Below are 25136 nucleotides of genomic sequence, written 5' to 3'. Positions count from 1 at the left end.
AACCAGCCTCCGACGGATCGGCAGCGGGCTTCGCAACCTGCGCCTCATACTTGACACCCGTCACCTTCTCCGGCGCAGTGCCGTGACCGTTCGCGTCGAACGTCACATCATACTTGTCACGCGTGTACTGAATCTTCACCACCGTCGAACCATCACCGGCAATCTTCGACTGCGCAACCGTTGTGGGAGCCATGAAACCCGTATAGGACTTCGCCCTGGCATCGGTATCCACACCCGTCGTACCGTGCCCCGTCTCCGTATCCTCGGACTTGAGCGTGTACTCGTCATCATCCACGTTCTGCAGATAATGCTCAACCGTGTACTCGGTGTCCGTATTCGCCGTCCACTTCGCATACAGCGTCAGATTATTGGCCGGCATCTTGGACGTGGCAAAATCCCACTTCTTCGCATCGGTGCACTTCTGATCCTCGTACCAGCCACCGAACGTGTAACCAGCCTCCGACGGATCGGCAGCGGGCTTCGCAACCTGCGCCTCATACTTGACACCCGTCACCTTCTCCGGCGCAGTGCCGTGACCGTTCGCGTCGAACGTCACATCATACTTGTCACGCGTGTAATAGATCTTCACGACGGTCTTGCCATTACCGGCAATCTTCGACTGCGTCACCTCCGTGGGAGCCTTGAAACCCGGATAGGACTTCGCCTTGGCATCGGTGTCCTGATCCGTCGTACCGTGCCCCGTCTCCGTATCCTCGGACTGGAGCGTGTACTCATCGTCGTTATCCACGCTCTGCAGATAATGCTCAACCGTGTACTCGGTATTAGTGTTCGCGTCCCACTGGGCCGTGAACGTCTCATCCGAATCACCATACGCGCCCGACGGCACCGGACTCCAAGCCGAGAACGTATAACCGTCACGCGACAGATCCGCTTCCTGCGGGATATCGTATTCCTCGTCCTTCACACCGGACATCGACACGGACTCCTTGCCGTTCTTGTCCTTGCCGCCGCCGTACTTGAAGGTGACCGTCACCAAATCCTTATACTGCGCGGTGAACGTCATATCCGACGTCACCTCCGCATCACCAACCCCAGAAGGCTGACGCATCTGGTCTTCCACGCCATCCACACTCGCCAGCCAACCCGTAAACCGCTTACCCTCGTTCGCCGTGACATCCGGCTGCACAAAACTCGCGCCAGAGGAACTCTTGCCAGAAGACACCTTCGCCCCATACGCCACCGACAAGGACAAGGGGGTGGTCGCATCCTTCATCTTGCCGCCATCGCCGACAACGAACGTCACGTTGCGCATCACCTTCGCCGACACCTTCACATCACCGGTCACCTTCGCAGCCGGAACCGTCAGCTCACCCGTGTCCTTGTCGAACGTGTAATCCGCGGCGGCAAGCTCATTGCCGCCCACCGTGACCTTCACCGACGACGTATCCAACGTACGACCCGCAGCCGCAGTCAACGTCGTCGAATAATCGACATTATTCGTCAACACCTTCGTGTCAGTCGTGCTGCTCGTCACCTTGTTGTCGTCCAAGTCATACGTCACATTCACACGCTGCACCGCAGCAGACGCCGTGGTACCAGCCTCGTCAAGCTTGAAATCCTCAACCTCGACATAAAAACCAGCATTGTAAGCAGCACGGGCATCATTGTTCGGTATATCATTCCACTGACCCGCAGCTCCAAAACCGTACTGGCCAACGCCTTCAATACCACTGTAAGCATTAGGCTCACCATCGCTCCAGTTGCTATACGCGGCAGTGGCCTGCCCGTTCGACCTTGTGGAGTTGGTCCAGATCATCGTTCCCTTGCTCGGGCCCGTCACCCAATACCAAGCTGTACCCCAACCGACATCACCGGCCTGCTGAGTGACAGTGAACGTATCACCATCCTCCGCGGCACGCGCCGCAGTCGTAAAACGGGTCGCACCTATCCAACCCGGCTGATTATTGAACGATTTGAAGATCAGGTTGTGCTCCTCGGCCGACTCGATAGTCAGCAAATGACCATTCGAACCAAGAAACTCCGTGGACTTCGCCGCACTAAACGCGACGTTCCAGTTCATTTGTTTACTGACGAATGTGTATGCGTGACCGTTATACAGGATCACGCTGTAATCCGTGCCGTTGTACGTGGCCTTCAATGGCTTGTTCACGACGTTGACGGTCACGTTCTGCTTCGTGTCACCACTCGTGGTGAACGTCAAACCCCGCAGATACGTCTGCAAATCCTCCGCGGTTATCGTCGCCTCGCCGGTCGCCGACGACGTCTTAATCGTCACATACGAATACTTTCCGCCAGCGACCACTTTGCCGCCGGCCACATACGCGCCCGTATTATCCAACGCGGACACCACCGACGCGTTCGCCGGAACAACCACGGCCGGAGAGAAGTACCCCGAGTCCACCTGCACCGTGACATACGAGCTGGCACCCGTGACAGTCGCCGCGCCCAGCTTGTACGAGGCACCCGTAGTCGCGTCGCCTATGCTGACAAGGGTCTTCTGATCCTCATTCAGCGTCACCACCAGCTTGTCGTCGTCCGCCCGGGCCATCGGTGCTACGGCCACCGCAAGCATCGTCGCGATCACTGCAATCACCGCGCACACGCACCGCCATACGGGGCGGTCAGCAACACGATCCATCATCGCAAAACTCCTTCACAACACTCCCCGCGCAACCACGCAACAGCCGAACCGTCCAGCCGGGCGCGCGAAACTTATTCAGCATCAAAGATTCCCCCCCCACGACTGCTGAACAACGCGGCAAGTTCCAGCGGTCGCAACACCGGAACAACCCAACCGCACCATTCCGGGACAAACACCAAAAGAGGGAGCAAAATCCCCCGGCGTGTCACAAGAGACCAAACCGGGGGCGGAACGACGGCACGCACGCTAAAAACAGCGCACAACGCTGTTCGTCAGCGAATGACCTATACTCGCATGTACAAGCCCCGTGTTGACCGCTGGTTTCCAAGTCACCGGGGCATTGCATTACCCGCGAGGCAAGAAAGCCTGGACGATCAACGCCCTGGAACGGGGCTCTGCGCCCGAAATGACAAGGAGCTCAGCCTGAGGCTCCCGCTGGCGGGAGCTGTCGCGCGTCTGCGCGACTGAGGGTGGTTGGACCAGACACGTGCCCGGCGAGACCACCCTCAGTCAGCCTGACGGCTGACAGCTCCCGCCAGCGGGAGCCTAGGACGAAACAAACCGGCTACGTCAGAATGCCCTAGGCGGATGTTGACGTGTGAGACGTAAGACTTGGCCTACCGGCCCGGAGGGTGTCGAACACGGCAACATCCGCCGCTAGACACCGCAATAGCCAAACAACACGAAAACTAAACGGAACTCACTAAGAACAAAGACGAGCACTGTAACCCAAAACAAATCAAGAACAATAGCGAGCGCACTGCGACTCAAAACAGACTGAGAACAGTAGCGAACGCACCGCAACTCAAAACAGACTGAGAACAGTAGCGAACGCACCGCAACTCAAGACAGATCGAGAACAGTAGCGAACGCACTGCGACTCAAGACAGACTGAGAAAGATAACGAGCGCACTGTAACCCAAGACAAACCGATAAAACGAAGAGCCCTGTGATGGACAGTACAGGGCTCTTCGTCGATATGAAATTACATTACTTGACGTCGGCTCTGCGAGTCACGGCGAGACCCACGATCCACGAAACGACCGACCATGCCAACAGCACCAGGCCGGCCTGCCACCAGTTCGGCATCCAATAGGCTTGCGCCGTCTCGCCGGCGGAAGAATGGCACCCGGCCGACAGGAATGTGGACATGGCGGTATTGGGCGTCAGCCCCGAGAGCGAACCCACCCACTTGAGCCAGCTGACCTTAGCGGTGGCCATCGAAACAAGGGACAGCGCCATGGTAAGCGCCATGAACAGCACCACCACCGAAACAACACCGCCGACAGTGGAGCGGGTCATGCCGCCAAGCCCCTGCGCCAATAATGCTACAACCGCCGTGACAACAGGCATTCCGATGAGCGTCACCGGCATGATGCGCCATTCCTCGCCGCTCAGCGCGGTGATATCGAACCCGGCAAACATCAGCCTGACGACGCCGTAGGCGGCCGCCACGCCGATCAGGCCATCCACGAACGAGAACAGAGCGAGGGCCGCGGACTTGCTCGCATAGAACAGGCCGCGCCGCGGGTTGGCAACCAGGCTCGACTGCACCGCGGAGGTGGTGTATTCGCTGGTGATGGCCATGACGCCGAAGATGCCGATGACCAGCGCCGTGATGGTGGCGGCGGACGAAATCGACATCCATATATCAGCTTCGGCAATCGGCTGCGGTTGAGCCAGTTTTTGGCCGGTGGTCAGATCCATGGACGCTATCAACTTGAAGCTCAGCGCGCTCAGTGCGGCCATGCCGAGCATGAATGCGATGTTGAGCAGCAGCAGGATCTTCGTGGACTTCAGCGACCAGAGCTTGAGCAGCTCGGCTTTCAGGCAGCCGCCGAAGGTGAGATGGACGTGACGGCTTGTGCGCTCGGCGCGGCGGCCGCGGGCGTAGGCGTTGCTGGCGTTGCTGGCGTTGCTTGCGCTCATCGTGATTCCTCCTGGCTGGGCTGGGACTGGAAAGCGGACTGACTGGCGTTTTGCGCATTCGGCACCTGCGCCGCCGCATATTCCACCGAGGAGTGAGTCAACTCCATATACGCTTCCTCAAGCGAGGCGTGTTCCTCGCGCAGTTCGTAAGTTACCAGTTGCACGGACGCACATGCGCGGGCGAGCGCGTGCAGCTCGACGTCGCTGATGTGGAACGTGACGACCTGCTCGGCATTTGCGCCGGGTTGCGGCGGAGTGCTGTTGCTATTGCTGCTACCACTGCCCCCTTCCACCTCAAGCCGCGCGCCGGGGAACCGGGCCGCAATCGCGCGCAGCTTGTCGGGCTCGGGAGTGGTGACGCGAATGGAATGGCCGGAATGCTTGGCGACAAAATCGCTCACCGTGCCGGTTTCCAGCACGCGCCCCTGGCCGATGACCACCAGATTGTCGGCGGTGAGCGCCACCTCGCTCATCAAGTGCGAGCTGAGCAGCACGGCGCGACCCTGGCCGGCGTAATAGCGGCACAATTCGCGCACCCACTTGACGCCCTCGGGGTCGAGGCCGTTGATCGGCTCGTCCAGCACGAGGTTCTTCGGGTCGCCCAGCAGCGCGCCCGCAATCGACAGGCGCTGGCTCATGCCGAGCGAGAACTGGCCGGCTTTGCGGTTCTTCACCGAGCCCAAGCCGGTCATGTCGATCACTTCATCGACGCGGCTTTTGGGGATGTTGTTGGTGTACGCGAGCGTGCGCAGGTGGTCGTAGGCGGTGCGGGCCTTGTGCGCCGATTTGGCGTCGAGCACCGCGCCGACGGCCTGCATCGGCGCGCGCAGCGTGACGTATCGCTCGCCGTCGACGAGCGCTTGGCCGGTGTCGGGGTGGATGAGGCCCAGCGCGGCGCGCATCGTGGTGGATTTGCCTGCGCCGTTGGGCCCCAAGAACCCGGTGACTTTGCCGTTCTCAGCCACGAATGATACATCGCTGAGTGCCTGTTTGGTGCCGAACTTCTTCGACAGTCCTGTTATTTCGATCATGGTTTCTTATCCTAGCGACAGATGCGACTGTTGGTAGGGCACCTTAGATGGGGCGATTTTGTCGCCTCACGTGATGGAGGCGTGCTGGGCGATCCAGGCGTGCATGGCGACGGCTGCGGCGGCACCGGCGTTGATGGAGCGCACGGAGCCGAATTGGGAGATGTAGACCACATCGTCGGCCAGTTCCAGCGCTTTGCTTGACAGGCCCGGGCCCTCGGCGCCGAACAGCAGCAGGCAACGTTTGGGGAAGGCGTAGGTTTCCATCGGCACCGCGCCGTCGATGATGTCCATGGCGATGACGTGGGCGGCTTTGAGTTCGCGGAGGCGCGCTTCGGCGGCGGCCACTTGCGACGTCGCGGCGGCCACGGCCCGCGCATCATTCGCACCAGCGGCCCAATGCGCGTGCAGTGCGGCGGCCTGAGCCTCGGCTTGCGTGGCGGCGATTTCACCCGCGATGCGCATGCGCCAGCACTCCACCAACTCGGCGATGGAAGGGTGATGTTCGACGTGCTGATACAGCTCGGTCATCAGCGAACCCTTGCGGTTCCACTTGTGCGGGCCGACGATGTGGACGCGGCGGGCTTGGAAGGCGTTGGCTGTGCGCACCATCGAACCGATGTTGAAATCGTGCGTCCAGTTTTCGACGGCCACCTCGAAATCGTGGCGGCCACGCTGGTCGAGGTCGGCTTTGATGGCGGCTACACGCCAGTAGCGGTAGCGGTCGAGCACGTTGCGGCGGTCGCCTTCGTCCAGCAGTTGCGGGTCGTAGCGGGGGCTGTAGTTCGGCGATTGGGGGTTGTCGGGACGCGGCTCGCGGGGGTGGGTTTCGCCCCACGGCCCCACACCCACCTCGCGGAAGGTCGGCTCGCCCGACGCCCTCGCGGCGATGTCGATCGGATTCGGTTCGTGCATAACTAATCTCAGTTTTGCTGACAGTTCAGCTTTAGCGATACTACTGAAGCTCGGTCTCGTCGAACAGCGCGACGAACGGCAGCGCGCACCGCTCGTCGGTGACGGGGTTGATCACCTCGACGCTCGCCCCTTCGGTTTTGCCCAGCCCGCCGACCAGCGAAGCCAATGCCACCACTTCGGCGCCCTCGTGAGCCACCACCGAAAAATCGAGGCTCAGCTCATTGCCGTTGCGCAAGGTGACCAGCGAGGAGGTCTGCACATAGGACTTCTCCGAGAGCCAGGCGTCGAGCAACACCACGCGCTTGCCGGCGATGGACGGGCCCTTGACGGAAGGATAGACGAAATCCATCACGAACCCGTCCAAGTCCTCCCCGCGCGAGGCGGCGGCCTGAATCATCGAACCGACCAGCGGCACGGCGGCGGCGGTCAGCGCGCCCACCGCGTCGAAATCATCCACCGAATAGCCCGCGTCCTCAAGCGCGTCAAGCAACAGATGCCCCACGATGGTGGCCCCACGATGGTCGAAAGTGACGGCGGACAGTTCGGAGAACGGGCGGCCCGCCGCGTGCTCGCGCAGCAGTTCGCGCAGTTGCTCGCGCGGCTCAAGTGCCGCGAAACTCGTGTTGTCGTCGCGCAGTTCGGCCGGGCCTGTGGCGCGAAACCCAGAATCACTCATACCGCCAGCCTACGGCCCGCTCTCGTCATGCCGGTTGCGGGCGCTTTTAGGACTGCGCGAGTTCGGGGGCGGTGAGTTCGGTGAGGTTGGTTTTTTCGGAGTCGAGCAGGGGGACTTCGCTGATGACCTTGGTGGGTTCCAGCTTCTGCAATTTGCGCGCGGTGGGCAGCAGGCGGCGCTCTAGGCTGGAGGCGAAGGTGTTGTAGGCGGCAACGGTGCGGGTGATCTGCGCGCCGAGTTTGGTGGCGTGCTCGCCGAGCGTGGCGAATCGGTCGTACAGGTCGCGCGACAGATTGAACAGCGTTTTGGCATCGTCCGTCAGACTCTGCTGCTGCCAGGCGTAGGCCACGGACTTGAGCACGGCCCACAGCGTGACGGGCGAAGTGAGCGCCACTTTGCGCGCGAAAGCGTCGTCCATCAGCGCGGGGTCGGTTTCGAGGGCGGCTTGTAACAGCGCCTCGTTGGGGATGAACGCCACGACGAAATCGGGGGCCGTCTCGAACGCCTGCCAATACGCCTTGTCGCCCAGCACGCGCACATGTTCGCGCAACGCCTTCGCGTGAGCTTTGAGCAGTTCGCCGCGGCGCGCCAGCTCGTCCGCGCCGGCGCTGTCGGGAATCTCGCAGGCGCGCTGGTAGTCGGAATAGGGCACCTTCGCGTCGATGGGGATGGACTTGCCGCCGGGCAGATGCACCACCATGTCGGGGCGCTGGTCGTGGCCGGCGGCATCCTTGACCACCACCTGCGTGTCGAAATCGACATGTTCAAGCAGCCCGGCCGATTCGACGATATTGCGCAACTGCGCCTCGCCCCACGCGCCGCGCACCTTGTTATTGCTCAGCGCGGCGGACAGCGCGGTCGTCTCCTTGTCGAGCCGCGACTGCTGTTCGCCCAGGCCCTTGAGCTGCTCGCCGAGCGCGCCCATCTCCTTCTTGCGCCCCTCTTCGATTTGCGAGACCTTGGATTGCAGGGCGTCGAGGTTCTTCTGCACCGGGGCCAGCGCTTCGATGACGCGGCTCTGCTCCTTCAGGCGTTGGGCTTGTTCGGCGCGCTTGGCTTCCTCTTGGGCGGCGGCGCGGTCGCGCTCGTGCTGGATGCGGATCTGCTCGGCCTGTTGCGCTTGGGCGAGCTGCGATTTGACGAAAGTGAGCTGCTGGTTCGCGCCCTCGACTTGGGCGCGCGCTTCGGCGGTGGCGGTCTGGAGACGCGACACCTCGGATTGCGCGGCGGCGAGCTGCTCCTTGAGTTCCTCCGTCTCGACGTTGCGCGCCTGCCGCGCGGCCTTCTGCGCGCGCGATTTGCCCAATAGAAAACCGGCCAGCATGCCCAGGGCGGCACCAACGATCACGAACGCAATCAGCGCAATCCAGTTCATATCCATGATTTTCAGTATGGCAGTTTGGCACTACAGGCCGATTGCAGCTAGGGGGTCGGTGGGTTGGTGGGATCGGCGGAAGTCGGCGCAATCCATACAACCAGCGGAATCAACGAAATCAACGAAAGTCAGCGGAACAGACTGACGCCGCGGCGGGACATACAGTAGGCATTACCCAGCCAAGTGTGACGCGAGTTCGGCCACACGGAACCCAAGCGCGGCGCATTCTGACTCATCCAGATGCTGGGCACGCGGCCATCCGCACTGCGCGAGCCGAGCAGATTGAAGCCGTTCTTGACCTCCAGCCAATCCGGGTGCTGCGTGGCGATGGCGAGGCCCTCCTCCAGCGTGAGGGGCAGGCGCTCGTCGGCGTCGAGAAGTTTGCGCGCCACGTCCGGCTCGCGGTTCACATAGCAGGTGCCGGTGTGCGGCTCGACCACCAAGTAGAACGGGCCTTCCGGCGGCTCGAAGCCGTCCTGCGGCAGGAAGCTGACGATGTCGCGCGGGGGCATGGTGGTGAAGCCGGCCATGCGGTTGATGGAGGTTCGGGCGATCAGCGATTCGGGAGACACCAGCTCGCGCGTGGGCACCAGCAGAATGTTCGAGCCGAGGTCGCAACGCTCGAGTGCGCTGATCAAAGGGGTTGCGAGCGCGCGGAATGCGGCGGCGTCCATGTCCGCCACGTCCGGGTAACCCAGGGCCACGATGCGGTCGAGCTGTTTGACGGCTTCTGCTGATGCGATTGACATGCCTACCAGTGTAGGCAACCGCCCGCACAACACAATCACCACCCGTGACGAATCGGACACTATAGCGTCCGATTGGTAACGAACGAGACCTCACCCAATACCAATCGGACAGTTTCGCGTCCGATTCGTCATGCCGACACTCCCCTCCAATACCAATCAGACACTCTTTCGACCGATTAGTAATGAACGAGGCTCCATCCCAATACCAATCGGACACCCGCACGTCCGATTGGTAACGAACGAAACCTCGCCCATTACTAATCGGACAGTTTCGCGTCCGATTCGTCATGCCGACACTCCCCTCCAATACCAATCAGACACTCTTTCGACCGATTGGTAACGGATAAGACTTCCACCAATACCAATCGGACAGTTTTATGACCGATTCGTCATGCCGGCACTCCCCTCCATTACCAATCAGACATTCTTTCGACCGATTGGTAACGAAGTCAGGACGCCACCCAATACCAATCGGACACCCGCGCGTCCGATTCGTCACGGGCGGGTTCGACGCCACGATGCGAAACGCGCGGACGGGCGGGCTAGACGTGTTCGTAAGATAAGGCAACGTATGCGGCGGCTGCGACGCGACCTGCCGAAAACGACACACTTTCACCATCCAACAAACAAGAGGTTGTTATGTCCGAAAAACTGAAAGTCGGCATTCTCGGCGCCACCGGCATGGTCGGCCAGCGTTTCGTCACGCTGCTGGAAAACCACCCGTGGTTCGAGCTGACCACCCTCGCCGCTTCCGCGCACAGCGCCGGCAAGACTTACGAGGAGGCCATCGGCGGCCGCTGGAAGATGGAGACGCCGATGCCCGAGTTTGTCAAGGGCATGGTTGTTGAGAACGTGGCCGATGTGGCTGATGTCGCCGCCGGCGTCGATTTTCTGTTCAGCGCGGTGAACATGCCGAAGGACGAGATTCGCGCCATCGAAGAGGAATATGCCAAAACCGAAACGCCGGTCGTCTCCAACAACAGCGCGCACCGCTGGACGCCCGATGTGCCGATGGTGGTGCCGGAGATCAACCCGCAGCATTTCGATGTGATCGCTCACCAGAAGCAGCGCCTGGGCACCACGCGCGGGTTCATTGCCGTCAAGCCGAACTGCTCGATTCAGGCCTACACGCCGGCGCTGGCCGCGTGGCGGGAGTTCGAGCCGCGCGAGGTGGTGGTGAGCACCTATCAGGCGATTTCCGGCGCGGGCAAGACCTTCCAGGATTGGCCCGAGATGATGGGCAACATCATCCCGTTCATCTCCGGCGAGGAGGCCAAGAGCGAGAAGGAACCGCTGAAGGTGTTCGGCCATGTGGACGCCGCGAAGGGCGAAATCGTGCCGTTCGACGGGCCGCTGCGCATCACGTCGCAGTGCATTCGCGTGCCTGTGCTCAACGGGCACACCGCCACGGTGTTCATCAACTTCGGCAAGAACCCCACCAAGGACGAGCTGGTGGATCGCCTGGTCAGCTACACTTCCAAGGCCGCTGAGCTCGGGTTGCCGCACGCGCCGAAGCAGTTCATCCAATACTTAAGCGAGGACGACCGTCCGCAGGTCGGGCTCGATGTCGATTACGAGGGAGGCATGGGCGTTTCGATCGGCCGCTTGCGCGAGGATTCGATTTTCGATTGGAAGTTCGTCGGGCTTGCGCACAATACGTTGCGCGGTGCGGCGGGCGGGGCGCTGGAGTGCGCCGAGATGCTTAAGGCGCTGGGGTATATCGCCGCGAAGTAAGCCATTGATAATCGACAAGCGATAATCAACGAACAAGAGGCCGGCACAATCCGCAAGGTGATTGTGCCGGCCTTTGCAATGTCATGCTCAGTGAGACTCAGTGAGACTTAGCGCAATTTAGCGAGACTCAGCGACCGGTGCCGCCGTAGACGACAGCCTCCACCTGGTCCGCATCGAGACCGTAGGCGGTGTGCAGCGCCTTGACGGCGGCGTCGAGTTCGTTCAACGGCACGAGCGCGGCGATGCGAATCTCCGAAGTGGAGATCATCAGCACGTTGATGCCATGCTCGCTCAGCGCGGTGAAGAACCTTGCGGCCAGGCCGGAATGCGTTTTCATACCCACGCCCACCACGGCCACCTTGCCCACGTTGGTGTCCACGTCGAAGGACTTGTACCCCAGCTCGTCGTGCTTTTCGATGAGCACATCCTGCACATGCCTGACGGAGGATTCCGGCACGGTGAAGGAGATGTCGGCGGTGCCCACCGAGGCGCCCGCCTGCACGATCATGTCGATGTTCACGTCGGCGGTGGCCAGTTCGGTGAACACCTTCGCCGCCATGCCCGGCTCGTTCGGCACGCCGCGCACGGTGGCGAGCGCCTCGCTGCGGTCGTGCGCCACGCCGGAAATGACCGGCACTTCGGGGCCGAGATCGGGGAACAGGTCGCCCATGGATTCGTTTTTGTCGTTCATATTGTTTCGCTTTCGCTTATTGGTGGGTTTCGGCTCTTAGTCCAAGTTCGGCAGGGCGCGCGGGTCAACACCGTCGGGCACGATCAGCGTGCCAGGGCGGTGCGAGAAGGACGAGCGCACATGCACCGGCATGTTGAAACGCTGCGCATATTCGACGCAACGCAACGCCAGCACCTTCGAGCCGCAGGAGGCCATTTCGAGAATCGACTCGTAGCCGATGCAGGGGATGCGCTTGGCGGTGGGCACGATGCGCGGGTCAGCTGTGAACACGCCGTCCACGTCGGTGTAAATCTCGCACACGTCCGCCCCGAGCGCAACGGCGAGCGCAACGGCGGAAGTGTCGGAGCCGCCGCGCCCGAGGGTGGTGGCGTCGCCTTTCGCGTTGATGCCTTGGAAGCCGGCCACAATCGCCACGTCTCCCTGGTCGAGCGCGCGCTTGACGCGATCGGGCTTGACGGCTTTGATGTGAGCCGCGCCGTAGCGGGTGTCGGTGAAGAAGCCGGCCTGCTGACCGGTGAACGAGTGCGCGTTGTCGCCTTCGGCGTGGATGGCCATCGCGAGCAGACTCATGGAGATGCGTTCGCCGGCCGTCATCAGCATGTCCATCTCGCGCTCGGGCGGGTTGGAGTCGATGCTCATGGCCTGATCGATGAGGTCGTCGGTGGTGTCGCCCATGGCGGAAACCACCACGGCCACGGAATTGCCCTTCTTCTTCGTTTCGACGACACGGCGGGCGACGCGCTTGATGGAGGCCGCGTCGGCCACGGATGAGCCGCCGTATTTCTGCACGATGAGAGCCACTGTTATCCTTCTCTGTTCATCAAATGTGCTTCGCGTTTCATACTACGCAAGCGGCACGATTATAGAAATAGCGGGTTTTGCGGCAATCTTGCGCGTTCACGATGCGGAATATTACGGCGAATACTACGACGAACATTACGATGAATACTTAAGCTTCGCGTCGGCCGGCGAGCGCGCGGCCAAGGGTGATTTCGTCGGCGTATTCGAGGTCGCTGCCCACCGGCAGACCGCTGGCCAGACGCGTCACCTTCACGCCGACCTGGCTGAGCAGACGGCTCAGGTATGTGGTAGTGGCCTCGCCTTCGATGTTCGGGTCGAGCGCGAGAATCACTTCCTTAACTTCCCCATCGGAGAGCCGTTCGAGCAGTTTCGGTATGCTCAGGTCGCTTGGCCCCACGTTCGCCATCGGGTTGATCGCGCCGCCGAGCACATGGTACAGGCCGCGGTATTCGCGGGTGCGCTCGATGCTCATCACGTCTTTGGGTTCCTCCACCACGCAGATGATGGTGTGGTCGCGGCGCGGATCGGCGCATATCGGGCACGGGCTGGCTTCGCACACGTTGCCGCAGGTGTCGCAAAAGCGCACTTTCGCCTTGACTTCCGCGATGGCGTCGGCCAAGTCGGCCGCTTCCTGCTCGTCGCTGCTGAGCACATGGAACGCGATGCGTTGCGCGCCTTTCGGGCCGATGCCCGGCAGTTTTGAGAACGCATCGATCAATCGCTGGATTGCGCCGTCGTACACCAATGCCATGCGTTATTCCTCATTCCTCCGTATGCTTGGACGCCGAGTGCATGTTGCGCGGGTTCTTCGGGTCGTCGGGGCCGAATTCCTCGACTTTCTTGACCTCGAACAGCTTCTTGACATCATCGACGCTCATCGCCGTGGCACTGCCCAGCGATTCGTCGCTCATCGAGTACTCGTCCTCGTCCGCGGGAACCTCGGGCGCGGGCTGGCGGGGTTCGGCCGGCATGTTCCACGGGTCGGGCGCGGGTTCCGTTTCGCCGGACGGCGTCGGCTCAGGCACGGGGACTGGCGGGGCGACCGGCTGTTGCCAGGGGTCTTCGTCGTCTTGCGCTTGGGGGGCATGGTTGTCGGCGACTCCGGCAGATTCAGCCGGGCGGTTTTGCGCATCTGATTGCGCCGGTTGCGCCGGAACCGCGGGGGGAACGGCCCACGGATCGTCATTGTCGCTTATATCGGGAACAGCTACACGCTTCTCGTGAGATTCCTGAGATTGCGAGGCGCTGAGTTGCTCCTGTTGAACGGCAGTCTGCTGAGGGGGGACGGCCCACGGATCGTCGTCGAGCATATCATGAACCGCCACATGCTTCTCGTGATGTTCCTCCGATTGCGCGGCGCTGGGCTGTCCCTGTTGAACGGCAGTCTGCTGAGGGGGGACGGCCCACGGATCGTCGTCGAGCATATCATGAACCGCCACATGCTTCTCGTGGCGCTCCTCCGATTGCGCGGCGCTGGGCTGTTCCTGTTGAACGGCAGTCTGCTGAGGGGGGATTGCCCACGGATCGTCGTCAATCCCGGGCGCGCTGGTCTGACCGGCGGGCTTGCTTTCCGCCGCGCCTTCGCCGTCGGCTCGGTGGCTTTCCTCGTCGTCCGGCGAGCCTTCGTCCTGATGCGCGCCGGCAGTGGACGACTGCTCCCGCGTGCCGCTCTCGCCGGATGCCTCGCCACCCGATTTCATTGCGCCCGCGGCCTGCAGGTTCTCCTGCAACAACTGCGCCTTGATGCGCTGCTGCTCGTTGGCCGGCAAGTCCTTGAACGCCGGGGTGCGCTCGCCGTCATCGGTGGTTTTGGTGGGGGCGATATCCGTATGCTCACCGAACATTTTGCGCACTTCGGCACGCAGGATATTCACCACTTTGTTAGTGCCGTCCACTTCCTGCCCGGCCACGGCCAGAGCGAAGGCGTATTTGCTCAACGCCGTGTCGAACTTGAGCCACAGCCGCATTTTGCCCGGCTGGTTGGCGGGTGCGTATTTGATGCGCAGCACCTTGTCCCGCGACACATAGCGACGCACGTCCTCGGGAAGCGCGTTCACCAGCGCATCCCATTTCTGGTCGGGGGTGCGATTGTCTTCAGCGGCCGGTGTCTCGGTCACTGCAGCGGCAGGAGCGGCTGCGACGATGTCATGCTCTGTTGGCGCAGAGGGCTGTGATTGTGACACTTCGCCAGACGCAACATCATTCTTCTGATTGCGGGCGGCCCCGGCGAAACCCCCACCCTGTTGCGGGGCTTGGTTGCGCGGTGCCCCGGCGAACCCGCCGCTTTGGGCAGCCGGCTGCTGCTCGGCAACGACAGGTTCGGCTGAAACACCGCCCGTCGCTGAAGCGCCCTGCTCACGCCCGGCAAGCAGGCGCGCGGCCAGCAGTTCCAAGCGCATGCGCGGCGAAATCGCACCGGTCATCGAGCCAAGTGTGGCGTTGATCGTATCGGCCATCGCCGTCAGCGCACCCAGGCCCAGCGCCGAAGCCTGACGATGCAGGTCGGCCATATCCTCGCCTTCGGCGGAATCGGACAGCACGTTTTCCGCACGGTCGCCGGCCAAAGTGAGCACCAGCAAGTCGCGCACACGGGCGAGCAGATCCTCCACGAAGCGGCGCGGGTCGAACCCGCCGACCACGACCTTCTGCACCACGCCATACAACGCCTCACCATTGCGGTCGATCACCGCGTCGATGGCCTCGCCAATCAGTGCCTCCGGCGTGAAACCGAGCAACGCCACCGAAGCGTCATGCGTAATCACGCCGTCCACCGACCCGACCATCAGCTGATCGAGCACCGAAAGCGTGTCTCGCATCGAACCACCGCCGGCGCGCATCGCAAGCTTCAAAACACCCGGCTCGGGTTTGATGCCTTCCTTCTGGCAAAGCTGCTCAAGATACGGCCCCATCACTTCCTGCGGCACCAGGCGGAACGGATAGTGGTGGGTGCGCGAGCGAATCGTACCGATCACCTTGTCCGGCTCGGTGGTGGCGAAGATGAACATCACATGCTCGGGCGGCTCCTCGACGATTTTGAGCAGGGCGTTAAAACCCTGCGGGGTGACCATGTGCGCCTCGTCGAGAATGAAAATCTTGTATCGGTCGCGGGCGGGGGCGAAGCCGGCGCGTTCGCGCAGTTCGCGCGCGTCGTCCACGCCGTTGTGCGAGGCCGCGTCGATCTCGACCACATCGATGGAACCCGGGCCGCCGGTGGCCAGGTCCTTGCATGATTCGCATTCGCCGCACGGGTGCGAGGTCGGGCCTTTCGCGCAGTTGACGCAACGGGCAAGAATGCGCGCGGAACTGGTTTTGCCGCAGCCGCGCGGGCCGGAGAACAGATAGGCATGCGTGAGCTTGCCCTCGTCCAACGCGCGCATGAGCGGAACGACGACTTGATCCTGCCCGACGACGCCATCGAACGTATCGGGGCGATACCGACGATACAGAGCTAAAGCCATCTCAACTTACCTTCCCGACGCATACCCTTGATGTATCTAAACCTAGCTCAACCAGCACACATATCAACACGCGTCAGCCCCACGGGCGCACAGCTGAAACCATGCGTATCGGCGGGGTGGCAACGCTGCTGGGCAAGGGGCGCACAGCCGTGCCGCCATCGTGTTACATGCCGAACAGCGACCGCCAGCGACGTGGCGTTGCGACGAGCCCTCCGGTGAGCGGGTCACGTCCGTCGCGTTCGACGGTGGCAAGCAGACGGCTTTCACTGCGTTCACTGCGATACCAGTCGGCCACCGCCGGCGGCACCAGCACGCGCACCGCCTGTTTGCACGCTCGAACCTTCACCGGGAGCTGGCCGACATATTCGCCGTCCGCCATCAGCACCGGCGGCTCGTCGCCATCCTGCGCCCGCGTGATTTCGATGTCGCGCACGCGCTCCCATCCGAATAGTTCCGCGGCCAGCAACCGCCCGTCATAGGCATGGCGCAACGCTCTGACGGCTTCGCGCAAGCTCGGCATATGAGCCATCCACACCACATCGAGCAAGCCGTCATCAAGGCACGAATAGGGTGAGACCTCGATGCCGCCGCCGATATGACGCGAGTTCGCCACCGTGAGCAGAGGGGTCATCATGTCCCGCTCCTCAATGGTGCCGTCCGCCCTGGTGAGCGCGACGTGATACCCATAGCGTTTGATGTGCGTCAGCTCGATCAGAACGGCCACGAAATAGCGCAACGAACCGCCCGGAAGACGCGAATGGTTGGCTCGGTCGTTGATGCTCGCGTCGAGACCGCACGACAGCATGCCGGAATACAGCCGGTCACGCCCGCCATCGTCCGGCCACGTCACACAGCCCATATCGACATCGATATGCGAGCCGCGCACGATGGCACCGATGATGCCTTCGACTGCGGTCTGCACCCTGTTGACCGGCAGTTTGAGGCCACGGGCGAAATCATTGCCGGAGCCGACCGCGACGATGCCGAGCGGCTTGCCGCTGGACCGCACCGCGTTGGCGCCCAGCATCATCATGCCGTCGCCGCCGACCACCACGAGATAGTCGTAGGATGGCGCGGCCTCACGCGCTTTGGCGAGCGAATCGTCGAAACTGCTGCCCGTCAAATCTATGACGTCGAAACCATGAACCTTGCCGCCCTCGACAAGCAAATCGAACACTTGGCTGTAGACTTTGGATCCCTTGCCGTTATTCGCTACGGGGTTGCCGATCATTGCAACTGTCGGGCACTTTTCCAATTCGCTCATGCTCACACGATAAGCATACGCGCAACGCCCCCTTCGCTCACTCACATTCCACCGGCCCGGCGCGAGCCGAAACCGTGATCTGCGGCACGAGCGGCACTTGGGTGTCCATGGCGAGACGCACCGTCACGTCGCCATCGTCCGGCTCATCCGCCTGGCACTCAACCACCGTCGCCCCATTCGCCTGAGCCACCGTGTCGGCCACGGTGCAGGGACTCTCCTGGTCGTTCCACCATGCCGCTGCGGCGGAGAAGGCAGCGAGGTCGGCGGCAGATCTGGTTTGCGCATGGCGAATGACGAGATGACCTGCGGCGGCGGACGCGGTGATGAGCACGGCGGCGAGCATGATCAGCGCCACGCCCGCCATCGTGCCCGAGCCTTCGTCTTCAGCCATGCCGGCCGCGAAGCCGCGCCGCGTTCGCTTGCTCATGACACCACCCCCACGGCCTTGCCCTCCACTTTCGTGGGGAGCACGCCAAGCGGATCGGGAACCACCGGGCAGCTGGTGACGACGGTGACATGCCCTGCCTCATCGCTCACGTTCACCGTGATCGACTGGCCCGCCACGGTTCGCGCGGCGGCGCTCGGGTCGGCGCTCCCACCGCCGGCCACGACCGCCCGCGCGGCGGCGGAGGCCGCATCCTGGCAGCTGATCGATACGGCCACCGTGCGCGTCAGACAGAGCAACAGCACCGCCACGGCCACCACAGCGGGCAGCACCGTGGCGAACTCCGCGGTGACGGCACCCACGTCGCACGAGAGGGCTTTTCGGACGACTTGCCGGAATCGCCGTTTGCATCGGGACGGCACTGCGGCCAGTCTCGTCGCCACGACGGACGCGCCTGCAAGCCGCCCGCCGCCGCAAGGCGACGATGGCTTGCGAGCGCGCCGCGTCATTGCTGCACGGCGCATCCTAACCGCCTAGGGTCAAGGCCTGCTTGACGATGTCAAGCAACAGCTTGCGCACGGTCTCTGATTTCATGATGGTGACGAGCAGCGCCGCAAACCCGGTGGCGGCGACCAGCACAACCGCGTATTCGGCGGTGGCGGCGCCCTCTTCGGGCTCGGCGGCGAGCGTCCGCATTCTGGCGTCAAGCATGCACAACTTGGCATGGGCTCGCTCGCGCATGCGGCCGACGCGCGCTCTTGTGCGGGCGAGCACGCCGGCTTCCATATCACCATTGATTGGGATGACTGCGCTCATGATTACTCCTTTCCATTGTTGTTCGCCGACCGGATGGCCGGTTGTTCCACTGTGAGTGACGCGGGCATCCATTCGCAAGCTGTACGGGCAATGTGGACAGAGCCCCCTATGGTTATCCACAGCCCGGCGTGTCGTCCACCGTTCGTGTGGATAGTTCGGCCGTTAATCCACAGGCGGCGCAAGCCCAGCGACACGCCGTCATATCCAGCCAATCGCACACAACGCAACATCAGCCCGGGTCAAATCGCACACAACCACCCAATAATGCCGAGCACGCGTGTGCGTATGACCATTTGCACAAAAAATCGAACAAAGCACTTTTTCGGGTTGCAAACGCCTGGCAACGCGCCTAGATTGTGAGGTACAAGGACAACAGAACAGAGCAGAAGCCCACAAAGAGTAATGGTCACGAGGACTGGTACGTTGGACGGGCATTGGAAAGACTTACCGTTGCAACGATGATGTTGTGCAGAGATTCTGCTTATGTTGGACTTGGATGAGGAGCCCGCTTCGGCGGGCTCCTTCTTTGTTGCCCAAACCCACCCAACCACCTCGACGCCCAACCCCAACCCGATTCGTTTGCGTTGGTCACGGCTGGCTTCTTCCATGCCGCGACATGTGCCTGATATGCTGTTGCCTGACACCGTAAACGCGGTGCCCTCGCTTTGATATGGCGAGCCGTTCGGCGTAAGCCGAAAACAAAAGGCTCGGCACTAGCAATACCGAGCCTTTGCTGAGTTTCGGCGTTACGCCCTAACTCAAAGGGTATAAATGAATAATATCACGGTGCATGGCGAGCTGACCGTGCGTGGGCGAACGGTGACCGTTCATATGGGCGGTTCCGAACACTATGCGCTGGTCGAGGGCGTGCGTTTCGACGTGCGCAGCCTGTGGCAGCTCTACCAGTTGCTCAGGCTCATAGCCTAGCCGGTTCATTAGGGCGCGGCGCTTATCGGCGTCGCGCCGGTACCCTAAAACTTCGGCATGGGCACAGGCGTGTGATTAGGCCGGAGAGTGCGCCGACTGTCCTGTGGCGGTCTGGTAGCCGTTATGACACCGTTAAGACACTTCGGGAGACGGGAGTTATCGGGTGTTTTATCGGGTGTGACATTTCCAGTAAAACCCGAAATCGCTTATGGCAGTAGGGCTTAGCGGTGGTCGAGGTTAGTATTTCGTATCCTCCGCCAGCAGGGATTTGCAGGATTTTGCAAATCCCTTTTTCATGCTCAGAATGGCGGTATTTGGCCTATAGGAACCAAACTGTTGATAACGCTGTGGACGACACGCCCGAGGTGTGGATAACCGGGGGGCTTCGACCACATACCCCTGTTCAGCTTGAATTTGCGCGGCGAACCACGATTCAATCGGAACATGAACACAGCAATCATCAACGTGCCCCTGCCCCGGGTGGCGGCAAGCGGCACAGACCCGGACCGGCGCGCCGCCAGCGTGCCGATGCCGGGCGCGCCCACCGCCGTTGCGAGGCGCACCAACCTCATCGCGAGGCCGCAAGCGCATGTCTTCGTGCAAACGCGCAGAAAAACGGACACCGCGCCGCAAACGCGCACGGACACCCTGCTTCACAGCAACCTGGCCGCCTTCAGCTCGCCAAGCGGCGGGGTGGGGTTGAGCACATTGCTGGCGCTGACCGCCCTGACCTTGCATCAGAAACACGTGCAATGCGCGCTGCTGGACGCCGATCTGACCGGCGGTGGGCTCGGGGTGCTGCTGGGCATCGAACACGAGCCGGGCCTGAGCATGCAGGATCTCGACGCGCCGCTGGGGCATATCGAGGGGGAGGCGCTGAACCTCGAGCTGCCGCATTGGGAGCGCATGCCAGTGCTCGCGCACACGCCGTGGCGCGGTGACAACCCCGACAGCTGGCAGATGCAGGCGGCGACACAGGCCATGTGCGAGGCCAATCAACTGGTTCTGGCCGATGTCGGGCGCGCGCAGGTCTGGCAGAGCGCCCCCGAGCTGGCGCTGGCACAGCAGGTGGTGGCTGTTGAACTGTCGGTGCTGGGGCTGGCGCGCGCCAAGGCGCATCTGGCGGCGCTGAGGCGCGTGCGCGAATCGCTCGCCGGCTCGGCAGCAAGCAAGCCGCGATCACCAATCATCGTGGCCATGGAACCGCGCGGGGCACCACGTCGCAGCGCGGCGACGACCGTCGCAACCGCGGAAGCCATCGCCTATCTCGGCGCGGACATATTGGGGCCGGTGCGCTACACGCCGGCGCTCTGCTCCGACATCTTGGAGGGTCTGGGCATTCGGGAGGTTCCCCGGCGCAATCGGCGGGTGGTGGGCGCGCTCGCCGAACGATTGGCCGAGCGACTGACCGAACGCTCGGGTGAGGAGTCGGGCGAAACGGCGCGCGGTTCAACACATTGGGAGGCGACATGACATGACAGCATTGATGCTCGGCCCATTGCAGGAGCTGGCGCATGACCCGCGAATCTGCGATGTGGCGGTGACGTGCGACGGGCGCGTGTGGGTCGATCGGGGCGAGGGCATGCGTGAATATCACCCGCGCATGCCGTTGCGCTCCCCGCAGGTGGTGCGCGAATACGCGGTGGGGCTGTGCGCGCAGCTCGGCCGTAGGCTCGACGACGCGCAACCGATTGCGGACGCGGCCAACGAAGACGGCGTGCGCGTGCATGCGGTGATCGCGCCGCTGGTGCCGAACGGCGCGGCCATATCGATTCGTTTTCCCGACCGCGAGTTGCCCTCGTTGACGCGGCTGTGCCAACAGGGTCTGTTCCCCGCCGCGTGGCTGCCCGTGTTGCATGGTCTCGTCTCGCGCAAGGCCACACTGCTCATCACCGGCGGCACGGGCGCGGGCAAAACCACGCTGCTCAAGGCGCTGCTGGGCCACGCCAGCACGAGCGAGCGCATCGTCACCGTGGAAGAGGTGCGCGAGCTGAGCATGCTGCCGTTGCCCAACCATGTTTCGCTGACCTGCCGCGAGGCGAATGTTGAGGGAGCGGGAGCCGTGGGTCTTGGCGAACTGGTCAAGGCCACGTTGCGCATGCGACCGGACCGGGTGATTCTCGGCGAGTGCCGCGGCGAGGAGATCGCCGACTTGTTGCGCGCCTACAATTCCGGCCATCACGGCGGGATGACCACACTGCACGCGGACAGCGTCGAGCGCGTGCCGTCGCGCCTGATCACACTCGGTTTGCTTGCCGGTCTTTCGCCGTCCGCGCTGAGCATGTTGGCCGAAAACGCTTTCGACGCGGTGTTGCATCTTGAGCGGACGGGCGGCATCAGGCGCATCAGTCAGATTGGCCGCCTGACGAGTGCGGGCGGGCGGCTTGTCGGCGAGGCGCTGGCCACCTGGCAGGGCAACGGACCGCCCGCGTATTCGCCGCTATGGACGCAATTCGCGGCACGCTGGCAAGAATAGAGGCGACAAGGCAACACTTTATGGCTGCAACGGCGCCGAAAACCGAAAGGAGAAGTTCATGAACATAATGGCCATTGGGCTGGCCACCGCATCAACAGCGCTATGTCTCGCGTGCAGTCGGCTGAGCCACGCCCCGCATCGTTTTGCCGATTTGAAGAACAGACCCCCGCCCGCGCAAGACGCACCGTCGCCCCGCATCGGCATCGACGCGGTGATCGTCGCCGTCATCGCGCGCACATCGAGCGGAGGCACGGTGGTCGAAGCCTTTGAAGAGCAGGGGGGCATACGGTTCGCAACGCCGCGCATCACCGCGGCACGCGCGCAGAGTGTGTTGCGCCGGTGTGCCAAACGCGACGAATCCGAAGAGGACATCGCCCGCGCGGCGCGTCAAATCGCTGCGGCCTGTACGCTGAGTGAGCGGCTGGGCTGCGAGATTTCGGGCTGTTTGCAAGCGGCGGCTGAGGCATATCGGCGCGAACGCAAGATGCACGATCTCAAGCGGGAGGCGTTCGCCATGCCGAAAGCCACCATACGTCTGCTCAGTGCGCTGCCGGCAGCGACCATCGCTCTAGGCGAGCTGATGGGTTCGCGCCCGTTGCGCTTCTTGTTCGGCTCCGCGCAGGGGTTACTATGTCTGCTGGTTGGATTGATTTGGTATAGCCTCGGACTGTTGTGGACGCGGCGCATGCTCAACGAGTTCGAGGCGAGCGGGGACAGCGCGTCAATGGTGCCGCTGACGTTACAGATGTTGCACGCGGCGTTGTTGCAAGGCTCGTCGATTCCCGCCGCGTTGGTTGCGGTGGGGGAAACCACCGATGGAGATGTGGCGCAAGCGTTGCGATTGGCGGGGTCGGCGCTCATTGGCGGCACGGTATGGCGTGAGGCGTGGATTGTCGCAACTCACAGTGAGAGCGAGGCAGCATGTTCACACCCGGCCATGCTTATTGCAAACTGTCTTGAAAGCGCTTGGCGACACGGTTCTTCGCCAACGCAACAACTCGCGCTGGCGGCTCAGCGATTCGATCAGGACGAGCGTTCGACCATCGAGCAGGCATCCTCGCGCCTGTCGGTGCGACTGCTCGGCCCCACCGGGCTCTGCTTCCTGCCGGCCTTCATCCTCATCGGAGTGGTCCCCGCCGTCGCCTCGTTCGCCTTGTAAAACAACACACAGCGCAGTGCCCAAAGCAACCTTGTTCTCGGAGCGCATACCGACAACCAAGACAACGGGAAAGCCGGTCAAATGAGCAATGTACGTGTCTTGGGGCTCGGCTGTTGCCGTGTTCGACACCCTCCGGGCCGGTAGGCCAAGTCTTACGTCTCACACAACAACAGCCGAGCCCAAAGCCGTCTATGTCTGTCTGAGAGTAACGCGTCTGCGTCCGCTTGAGAGTAACGCGCGTTTATGTTCGTTGAGAGTAACGCGGTTATGTCTGTTTGAGATCCGCTGAGGGTAACGCGTCTGTGTGCGTTGTGGGTAGCGCGGTTTGTTTGTAAGGTAGCGCGGTTATTCCTGTTTGAGGCGGAGTTCTTCTTCGAGTTGCTGGATGCGCAGGGCCTGGGCGGCGATGAGCTGGTCGCGCGGATCGACGGGCTTGCGCTCCGGCGTGACTGGTTCGGGCGAGCGCTTCCATCGGGCGAAGGCGCGTTCGATGCGCTTGTAGCCCACGATCTTGGGATCCAGGCCGGCCTCGCGGAACAGGGCCGCGGGCTTCTCGCCCTCCCTGTAGCGGCGCATGCACTCGACGCGGAACCAGTCCGCGTAGCGGATACGCGAGGACGCGTCAATACTGTCCACCGCAGCCAACGACGACAAATACGCCCGCTGACCCGACGTGAAACTTTGCGGCTCATTCATCGCACACCATCCTTATCGATTATCGTCATTCGGCCAGGGTCTTATTCGGCTGTTGTCATTTCGACTTATTGTCATTTCGACCGAGCGCAGCGAGTGGAGAAATCTTGTTCTGCATGCTTATGGCGTTGGCCGGAAGATTTCTCCGCTTCGGCCTGGCGGCCTCCGGTCGAAATGACAGGAAAGGGGGAGGCGTGCCCGGTCGAAATGATATGAGGAAAGGCGGGGAACCACGGGGCGCGAGCCCCATGTCCCCCGCCTTTCGGAAACCGTCAACCGGTCGGTTAGACCGGTCCGGCCGGTGAGCTGGGCGTTAGCCCAGCTCAGTGGATCGGGCCGTTGCCCGGACCGGTCAGTGGGAGCGCTTGCGGCGCAGGGCGCTAGCGGCGAAGCCGGTAGCGGCCAGAGCCAAGGCCGTCAGGGCGGCGGTCAGGCCGGTGGCGCCGGTGGACGCCAGGGCGTTCACCTTGCTCCAGCGGGCGTGCAGCTTCTTGCCGATCGCATCCTCCACGCTGGTGACCAGGTTGCCCTCGTCGTCGTACCAGCCCTCGAACGTGTAGCCGTCACGCGTCGGCACGGGCAGCTTGCCGTCCTCGCCCGTCCAGTCGGCCGGGAGGGTGCCGCCGTTCGCGTCGAACGCGTCCGCGATGCTGGTCCACTTGGCGTGCAGCTTCTTGCCGATCGCATCCTCGACATTGGTGATGAGGTTGCCCTGTTCGTCGTACCAGCCGTCGAACTTGTAGCCCGGCTTGTACGGCAGGGGCAGCTTGCCGTCCTCGCCGGTCCAACCCGACGGCAGGTTGCCGCCGTCGGCGTCGAACCCGTCGGCCATGCTGGTCCACTTCGCGGTGAGCTTCTTGCCGATCGCGTCCTCCACGCTGGTGACCTGGTTGCCGTCCTCGTCAAACCAGCCGTCGAACTTGTAGTTCGGCTTGGTGGGGATGGGCAGCTTGCCGTCCTGACCGGTCCAACCCGACGGGAGCGTGCCGCCCTGCGCGTCGAACGCCTCGTCGACCGGCGTCCACTTCGCAACCAAATCCTTGCCAATGGCCTCTTCCGTGTTGGTGATCCGGTTGCCGTCCTCGTCATACCAGCCGTCGAACTTGTAATCCGGCTTGTACGGAATCGGCAGCTTGCCATCCTCACCGGTCCAGTTGTCGGGCAGCGTGCCGCCATTCGTGTCGAAGGCCTGGTCGACCGGCGTCCACTTGGGGTGCAGGGTCTTGCCCGCCGCATCCTCCGCGTTCGTGACGGGGTTGCCGTCCTCGTCATACCAGCCATCGAACTTATAACCGGGCTTGACGGGCACGGGCAGCTTGCCGTCCTCGCCGGTCCAACCGTCCGGGATGGTCACGTCGCCGTCCACATCGAACGTCGTCGGCAGCTTCGTCCAATGCGCGGTCAGCTTCTTGCCCGCGGCATCCTTCAACGTGGTGA

22 protein-coding genes are annotated in these 25136 nt (G+C 62.6%); 5 read left to right on the top strand and 17 right to left on the bottom strand.

Annotation, left to right across the window (positions count from 1 at the left end; genetic code table 11):
* The 7 genes from G1C94_RS02980 to G1C94_RS02950 form a co-directional block, all read right to left on the bottom strand.
* A partial coding sequence (locus G1C94_RS02980; RefSeq protein ID WP_172144514.1) for an InlB B-repeat-containing protein occupies positions 1-2623 on the bottom strand: 2623 nt, incomplete at its 3' end.
* A gap of 990 nt (positions 2624-3613) precedes the next feature.
* Positions 3614-4552, bottom strand: a complete 939-nt coding sequence (locus G1C94_RS02975; RefSeq protein WP_172144510.1) for a permease of ABC transporter system — start codon at positions 4550-4552, stop codon at positions 3614-3616.
* A complete protein-coding gene (locus G1C94_RS02970) occupies positions 4549-5583 on the bottom strand; it encodes an ATP-binding cassette domain-containing protein (protein ID WP_172144508.1) in 1035 nt (344 codons plus the stop codon). Before G1C94_RS02970 ends, G1C94_RS02975 begins: the two co-directional genes overlap by 4 nt.
* Before the next feature lie 66 nt (positions 5584-5649).
* The gene (locus G1C94_RS02965) at positions 5650-6495 is read right to left on the bottom strand and encodes a TrmH family RNA methyltransferase (protein WP_172144506.1); all 846 of its coding nucleotides are present in this window, start codon (positions 6493-6495) and stop codon (positions 5650-5652) included.
* 40 nt (positions 6496-6535) lie between these two features.
* The gene (locus G1C94_RS02960; RefSeq protein WP_172144504.1) at positions 6536-7171 is read right to left on the bottom strand and encodes a type I phosphoribosyltransferase; all 636 of its coding nucleotides are present in this window, start codon (positions 7169-7171) and stop codon (positions 6536-6538) included.
* A 46-nt stretch (positions 7172-7217) separates the two neighbouring features.
* Positions 7218-8552: a DNA recombination protein RmuC gene (locus G1C94_RS02955; RefSeq protein ID WP_172144502.1), complete on the bottom strand. Its 1335-nt coding sequence runs from the start codon at positions 8550-8552 to the stop codon at positions 7218-7220.
* Positions 8553-8674: 122 nt separating this feature from the next.
* Positions 8675-9295 carry a DUF5701 family protein gene (locus tag G1C94_RS02950; protein WP_172144500.1) on the bottom strand — a complete coding sequence of 207 codons (621 nt, stop codon included), beginning with the start codon at positions 9293-9295 and terminating at the stop codon, positions 8675-8677.
* 639 nt (positions 9296-9934) lie between these two features.
* Here G1C94_RS02950 and asd point away from each other — a divergent pair.
* Positions 9935-11029, top strand: coding sequence for an aspartate-semialdehyde dehydrogenase (asd, locus tag G1C94_RS02945; RefSeq protein ID WP_172144498.1), 1095 nt, complete (start codon positions 9935-9937; stop codon positions 11027-11029).
* Positions 11030-11156: 127 nt separating this feature from the next.
* On the opposite strand, the gene G1C94_RS02940 is transcribed toward asd, so the two are convergent.
* The 8 genes from G1C94_RS02940 to G1C94_RS02905 form a co-directional block, all read right to left on the bottom strand.
* The gene (locus tag G1C94_RS02940) at positions 11157-11720 is read right to left on the bottom strand and encodes an ACT domain-containing protein (protein ID WP_172144496.1); all 564 of its coding nucleotides are present in this window, start codon (positions 11718-11720) and stop codon (positions 11157-11159) included.
* A gap of 36 nt (positions 11721-11756) precedes the next feature.
* Positions 11757-12521, bottom strand: coding sequence for an aspartate kinase (locus G1C94_RS02935; protein WP_172144494.1), 765 nt, complete (start codon positions 12519-12521; stop codon positions 11757-11759).
* A gap of 148 nt (positions 12522-12669) precedes the next feature.
* Positions 12670-13272 carry a recombination mediator RecR gene (gene recR, locus G1C94_RS02930; RefSeq protein ID WP_172144492.1) on the bottom strand — a complete coding sequence of 201 codons (603 nt, stop codon included), beginning with the start codon at positions 13270-13272 and terminating at the stop codon, positions 12670-12672.
* 10 nt (positions 13273-13282) lie between these two features.
* The gene (gene dnaX / locus G1C94_RS02925; protein WP_172144490.1) at positions 13283-15979 is read right to left on the bottom strand and encodes a DNA polymerase III subunit gamma/tau; all 2697 of its coding nucleotides are present in this window, start codon (positions 15977-15979) and stop codon (positions 13283-13285) included.
* Positions 15980-16142: 163 nt separating this feature from the next.
* Positions 16143-17243: a diacylglycerol/lipid kinase family protein gene (locus G1C94_RS02920; RefSeq protein WP_172144488.1), complete on the bottom strand. Its 1101-nt coding sequence runs from the start codon at positions 17241-17243 to the stop codon at positions 16143-16145.
* A gap of 37 nt (positions 17244-17280) precedes the next feature.
* Positions 17281-17670 carry an Rv3654c family TadE-like protein gene (locus G1C94_RS02915; protein ID WP_172144486.1) on the bottom strand — a complete coding sequence of 130 codons (390 nt, stop codon included), beginning with the start codon at positions 17668-17670 and terminating at the stop codon, positions 17281-17283.
* Positions 17667-18071: a TadE family type IV pilus minor pilin gene (locus G1C94_RS02910; protein WP_335341207.1), complete on the bottom strand. Its 405-nt coding sequence runs from the start codon at positions 18069-18071 to the stop codon at positions 17667-17669. The genes G1C94_RS02915 and G1C94_RS02910 overlap by 4 nt, the downstream gene beginning before the upstream one ends.
* An 82-nt stretch (positions 18072-18153) precedes the next feature.
* Positions 18154-18444 carry a DUF4244 domain-containing protein gene (locus G1C94_RS02905; protein WP_172144484.1) on the bottom strand — a complete coding sequence of 97 codons (291 nt, stop codon included), beginning with the start codon at positions 18442-18444 and terminating at the stop codon, positions 18154-18156.
* A 771-nt stretch (positions 18445-19215) separates the two neighbouring features.
* Between G1C94_RS02905 and G1C94_RS02900 the strand changes: the two genes are divergently transcribed.
* The 4 genes from G1C94_RS02900 (at position 19216) to G1C94_RS02885 (ending at position 23006) form a co-directional block, all read left to right on the top strand.
* Positions 19216-19371, top strand: a complete 156-nt coding sequence (locus G1C94_RS02900) for a hypothetical protein (protein ID WP_172144482.1) — start codon at positions 19216-19218, stop codon at positions 19369-19371.
* A 444-nt stretch (positions 19372-19815) separates the two neighbouring features.
* On the top strand, positions 19816-20844 hold the full coding sequence (locus tag G1C94_RS02895; protein ID WP_172144480.1) for a P-loop NTPase: 1029 nt from the start codon (positions 19816-19818) through the stop codon (positions 20842-20844).
* Position 20845: 1 nt separating this feature from the next.
* Positions 20846-21847 (top strand): TadA family conjugal transfer-associated ATPase, encoded by a 1002-nt coding sequence (locus G1C94_RS02890; RefSeq protein ID WP_172144478.1) that lies wholly within the window; start codon positions 20846-20848, stop codon positions 21845-21847.
* Positions 21848-21905: 58 nt separating this feature from the next.
* Positions 21906-23006, top strand: coding sequence for a type II secretion system F family protein (locus tag G1C94_RS02885; protein WP_172144476.1), 1101 nt, complete (start codon positions 21906-21908; stop codon positions 23004-23006).
* A gap of 345 nt (positions 23007-23351) precedes the next feature.
* Here G1C94_RS02885 and G1C94_RS02880 read toward each other — a convergent pair whose 3' ends face one another.
* Entirely contained in the window at positions 23352-23702 is a 351-nt protein-coding gene (locus tag G1C94_RS02880; protein WP_172144474.1) for a hypothetical protein, read from the bottom strand.
* A gap of 349 nt (positions 23703-24051) precedes the next feature.
* On the bottom strand, positions 24052-25136 hold a 1085-nt coding region (locus G1C94_RS02875; RefSeq protein WP_172144472.1), incomplete at its 5' end, for an InlB B-repeat-containing protein.

It is taken from the genome of Bifidobacterium panos (genome assembly GCF_012932445.1).
Lineage (GTDB): Bacteria > Actinomycetota > Actinomycetes > Actinomycetales > Bifidobacteriaceae > Bifidobacterium > Bifidobacterium panos.
This window is presented reverse-complemented; position numbering and strand designations above follow the sequence as displayed.

Coding starts and splice junctions, on each gene's coding strand:
- G1C94_RS02975 (WP_172144510.1), bottom strand. CDS start 4,552: ATGAGCGCAAGCAACGCCAGCAACGCCAGCAACGCCTACGCCCGCGGC.
- G1C94_RS02970 (WP_172144508.1), bottom strand. CDS start 5,583: ATGATCGAAATAACAGGACTGTCGAAGAAGTTCGGCACCAAACAGGCA.
- G1C94_RS02965 (WP_172144506.1), bottom strand. CDS start 6,495: ATGCACGAACCGAATCCGATCGACATCGCCGCGAGGGCGTCGGGCGAG.
- G1C94_RS02960 (WP_172144504.1), bottom strand. CDS start 7,171: ATGAGTGATTCTGGGTTTCGCGCCACAGGCCCGGCCGAACTGCGCGAC.
- G1C94_RS02955 (WP_172144502.1), bottom strand. CDS start 8,552: ATGGATATGAACTGGATTGCGCTGATTGCGTTCGTGATCGTTGGTGCC.
- G1C94_RS02950 (WP_172144500.1), bottom strand. CDS start 9,295: ATGTCAATCGCATCAGCAGAAGCCGTCAAACAGCTCGACCGCATCGTG.
- asd (WP_172144498.1), top strand. CDS start 9,935: ATGTCCGAAAAACTGAAAGTCGGCATTCTCGGCGCCACCGGCATGGTC.
- G1C94_RS02940 (WP_172144496.1), bottom strand. CDS start 11,720: ATGAACGACAAAAACGAATCCATGGGCGACCTGTTCCCCGATCTCGGC.
- recR (WP_172144492.1), bottom strand. CDS start 13,272: ATGGCATTGGTGTACGACGGCGCAATCCAGCGATTGATCGATGCGTTC.
- dnaX (WP_172144490.1), bottom strand. CDS start 15,979: ATGGCTTTAGCTCTGTATCGTCGGTATCGCCCCGATACGTTCGATGGC.
- G1C94_RS02920 (WP_172144488.1), bottom strand. CDS start 17,243: ATGAGCGAATTGGAAAAGTGCCCGACAGTTGCAATGATCGGCAACCCC.
- G1C94_RS02915 (WP_172144486.1), bottom strand. CDS start 17,670: ATGAGCAAGCGAACGCGGCGCGGCTTCGCGGCCGGCATGGCTGAAGAC.
- G1C94_RS02905 (WP_172144484.1), bottom strand. CDS start 18,444: ATGAGCGCAGTCATCCCAATCAATGGTGATATGGAAGCCGGCGTGCTC.
- G1C94_RS02900 (WP_172144482.1), top strand. CDS start 19,216: ATGAATAATATCACGGTGCATGGCGAGCTGACCGTGCGTGGGCGAACG.
- G1C94_RS02895 (WP_172144480.1), top strand. CDS start 19,816: ATGAACACAGCAATCATCAACGTGCCCCTGCCCCGGGTGGCGGCAAGC.
- G1C94_RS02890 (WP_172144478.1), top strand. CDS start 20,846: ATGACAGCATTGATGCTCGGCCCATTGCAGGAGCTGGCGCATGACCCG.
- G1C94_RS02885 (WP_172144476.1), top strand. CDS start 21,906: ATGAACATAATGGCCATTGGGCTGGCCACCGCATCAACAGCGCTATGT.
- G1C94_RS02880 (WP_172144474.1), bottom strand. CDS start 23,702: ATGAATGAGCCGCAAAGTTTCACGTCGGGTCAGCGGGCGTATTTGTCG.